This window comes from Methylobacillus methanolivorans (genome assembly GCF_054588515.1).
The window spans coordinates 1-3,129 of record NZ_BAAILT010000007.1 but is presented as its reverse complement, the minus strand read 5'-3'; the positions used below and the strand labels follow the sequence as shown (position 1 = coordinate 3,129).

4 protein-coding genes are annotated in these 3,129 nt (G+C 47.5%); 2 read left to right on the top strand and 2 right to left on the bottom strand.

Going from position 1 to position 3,129, the window contains the following annotated elements:
• Window positions 1–28: 28 nt before the first annotated feature.
• Complete coding sequence (locus LG202_RS14150) at window positions 29–1,030, bottom strand: phage integrase (protein WP_230349036.1); 1,002 nt, start codon at window positions 1,028–1,030, stop codon at window positions 29–31.
• A 1-nt stretch (window position 1,031) separates the two neighbouring features.
• Window positions 1,032–1,331, bottom strand: a complete 300-nt coding sequence (locus LG202_RS14145; protein WP_230349035.1) for a hypothetical protein — start codon at window positions 1,329–1,331, stop codon at window positions 1,032–1,034.
• Window positions 1,332–1,603: 272 nt separating this feature from the next.
• Here LG202_RS14145 and LG202_RS14140 point away from each other — a divergent pair, with 272 nt between their 5' ends.
• The gene (locus LG202_RS14140) at window positions 1,604–2,083 is read left to right on the top strand and encodes a hypothetical protein (protein ID WP_230349034.1); all 480 of its coding nucleotides are present in this window, start codon (window positions 1,604–1,606) and stop codon (window positions 2,081–2,083) included.
• Between the two features lie 424 nt (window positions 2,084–2,507).
• Window positions 2,508–3,080: a hypothetical protein gene (locus tag LG202_RS14135; RefSeq protein ID WP_230349033.1), complete on the top strand. Its 573-nt coding sequence runs from the start codon at window positions 2,508–2,510 to the stop codon at window positions 3,078–3,080.
• Window positions 3,081–3,129: the final 49 nt, after the last annotated feature.

The window sequence follows — 3,129 nt, the reverse complement described above, 5'->3', positions numbered from 1 at the left end:
AAAGGTGCCTATAGTGCAGCAATGGCGCCTAATCCAGATTCATCATTGGGTTTAGCTTCCTAGCCTCCTGTAAGTGATCGGGGGAAAGGTGCGCGTATCGCATCGTCATCGTCAGGCTGCTATGTCCCAGGAGCCTTTGAAGAACCAGGATGTTGCCGCCGTTCATCATGAAGTGGCTGGCAAAGGTATGGCGCAACACATGCGTCATTTGCCCATCTGGCAGCGCTAGCTGCGCCCGTTTCACTGCTTCCCTGAATGCGTTATAGGAATACTGAAACAAACGCCCATAACCGCCTCGAAGCTTGTCCTGCGCTTTTAGCTCCTTGATCAGGAAATCGGGGATCGGCACAGATCTATTTTTGCCCGACTTCGTGTTGCTGAAATGGATCATCCCATCCCGCACCTGACTTGGCTTAAGCTGCTCGGCCTCACTCCATCGTGCCCCTGTAGACAAACACACTTTCGCAATCAGCAATGTGTCTCGGCTCTTGGACTGTTCGAGTGCAGCCAGCAAGCGCTTGATATCCTCCTTGGACAAGTATGACAACTCCCGCTCTGGCACCTTGATCTGCCTGACTGCTGACAAGGGGTTATCGCCATTCCAGTGTCCTAGCCGCTTGGCCTCGTTAAACACACTGCGCAGATACGCATGCTCACGGTTAATCGTATTCGGCGCGATACCAGCCTCTGCACGTGCCTTGCGATAGTGTGCAAACATTCCAGTCGTGAAACGATCTAGGTAAGGATTGCCCAGGGCAACACAAAGCGCCTTCAAACGATTGTAAGTGTCCTGACCTGCCCGTAAGTTGGCCCCATGATGTTCAAACCAAATATCAACCAGCTCGGACAACCTGCGCAGATCACGCTTTGCTGGCTGCCATGCTGGCGTGGTCAAGACCTTGGATTTCAGCCAAGCCTCATAAGCCAAGGCCTCGCTCTTGGTTCCTAGCGTCTTACGGAATCGTTTAGATCCTCGCCCACCTGGCTGAATATCGACTAGCCAGCCACCCTCCATTTTTTTGATGGCCATCTCATTGTCCTTCCTTGTGGTGCTCGCATAATTCCTCCACATGCTTGCTGATCACGTTCAGCAACACATGCTGCGCACAAAGAATGTTCTCCAGGAGCACGGGCTGCAGACCTGAATACTCATGCTCGGTTTCCCGGGCCAGGTTCATTTCCGCAATGCTGCGTTCGATGAGATGGGCAACACCCATTGCGCCATAAGTGGCAGTGAGTGCTTGGGCTGCTTTGTTTTGGATGTGGCGTCCGCCGTATTCGGCTTCCACCCAGAATTTCCCGTTCAGGGGATTAAGTTGCTGACTGGTCATGTGACCTCCTAGGTTTTGAGAGAGGCCACCCTACTGCTTACGGGGTGGCGGGCGCACTCTCGGAACCATAGGATCCGCGTCTGGGCTTTCCTTGCGGTGTTGTATACCCAGTCTCTACCCCGCCATAAGAAAACAATGGACGTAAAAATAGCCGCGATCTGACGGGGCGACAGGCCGCTATGGTTTTTGAGAGGAGTTCAGAATAAGGGGCAATGACTGGCAAAGTCAAGTAATGGGGATTATTCTAGGCTCTTTTTAAATGGGGAGAAGAAATGGCGATGGTTCAAGCATATCTGGTCGAAAATCCGTTGATTGGTGAGCTTGCATGGATAATTTCAGTATCATTTAAATCGATGCATGGCGCACCTAAAGGAGAGACTTATTTGCTAATAAATTATCCTGAGGAATATACTTTTTATCATGAATTATCATTTGATTATCAAGTTTATGAGGAGCTAGCTAAGAAGCTTGATGATCAATATGTTCTTGCTCAGTTATTAAAACTCTCCCAAGCATCAGTGGGCGAGTTTATAAACAGCTTGGGTTCACAATCTATTCTGGCATATCAATGGAGTTTATCTTCAATTAAACCAATTGAAATTACTCAGTTATTTGGGCCATGGTCACGAGGTAAGCTTGATAGACTTAATAAGTTGTATGAAAAAACTCGTTCAAATGAGTTAAATGAATACTTAAGAGAGATATTTGAATTTCCTCAAATTAGAGTTTCGTCGAATAAATTATTTCAGTAAGGTTAGCCGCCCCAGTTATCCATAGCGCAGCGCATGCGACGCAAGCGCTGTGGATAACTGGAAAGGGGCGGCGGGATTAGACCTGATCAGGTGAATCCTGAAAAGCAAAGGCCGTTGCGTTGTGCCAGCCAGAGGCGGCTATACGCAACGGCCTTTTGCTATCTGGATTATCAATAAGGTCAAAACCATAAGAAATTCAAATATTGCTTTGTGCCCCTTTGCAAGCCATTCAAATTTACCCCCTTGTCCTTAAAAAGCCCTCAATTGCATCATGCACTCACACCGCCCCCCTATGTAATACGGGGGGAAAGATTAAATGGGAGTGTGTAAGGGGGAAAACCAGCATTGATGCGGGTTCTACCGGAAATGATGTATGTACATGGTTCATACTCGTGTATGTACAACGTAACGACAGGGGTTTTTTATGGAAAACGACATTACGTTAACAATTCGGCTCAACAGGGAATTGAAAGAAGAAGCTGAGCTTGCGTGCAAAAAAATGGAGTTCACGCTATCGGCATATATCAGAAAATGTTTGAAGGATGCGGTGCGTACTTTTCATGTCACCTCAGTTCGTGAAAATGGATATGCCAAGGCCTTTATGGAGACTGAGGAAGCAAAGCGAGCATATGACGTGCTTGTGAATGCAGTGAAGCAATCAGAAGCTGTTCAGCAGCAGCCTGAGCCAGTGAAACCTAAGACCCCAGAACCAATGTCTTCAAGGAAAGAAGCTGGCGATGTGCTTTTTGATGAGAATGGTCATGTTGATCCCAGCACGATGAGCAGAAAGATGCGCAGGGAGTATCAGCGCGAATTGAAGCGAGGCACTTTTGATGAAAGACCAAGTGAGAGGCAAAAGCCTACCTTGGAGCGATTTAACCCTGAGCAAAGATTGAAGGAACTGATCGAGAAGGAAAAGCGCACACATTTGACAAGAATGGAGCGAAATCAGAAAAATGCACTTTTGACGGGTGGTGTACGAATTCCTGAAAGTTGAGTCGAAATCGTCAACTAGATGTCGACAATATTGAAAGTCAATGATATTG

Excerpts from the sequence above, each read along its gene's own strand:
- LG202_RS14145 (WP_230349035.1), bottom strand. The coding sequence starts at position 1,331 with ATGACCAGTCAGCAACTTAATCCCCTGAACGGGAAATTCTGGGTGGAA.
- LG202_RS14135 (WP_230349033.1), top strand. The coding sequence starts at position 2,508 with ATGGAAAACGACATTACGTTAACAATTCGGCTCAACAGGGAATTGAAA.
- LG202_RS14150 (WP_230349036.1), bottom strand. The coding sequence starts at position 1,030 with ATGGCCATCAAAAAAATGGAGGGTGGCTGGCTAGTCGATATTCAGCCA.
- LG202_RS14140 (WP_230349034.1), top strand. The coding sequence starts at position 1,604 with ATGGCGATGGTTCAAGCATATCTGGTCGAAAATCCGTTGATTGGTGAG.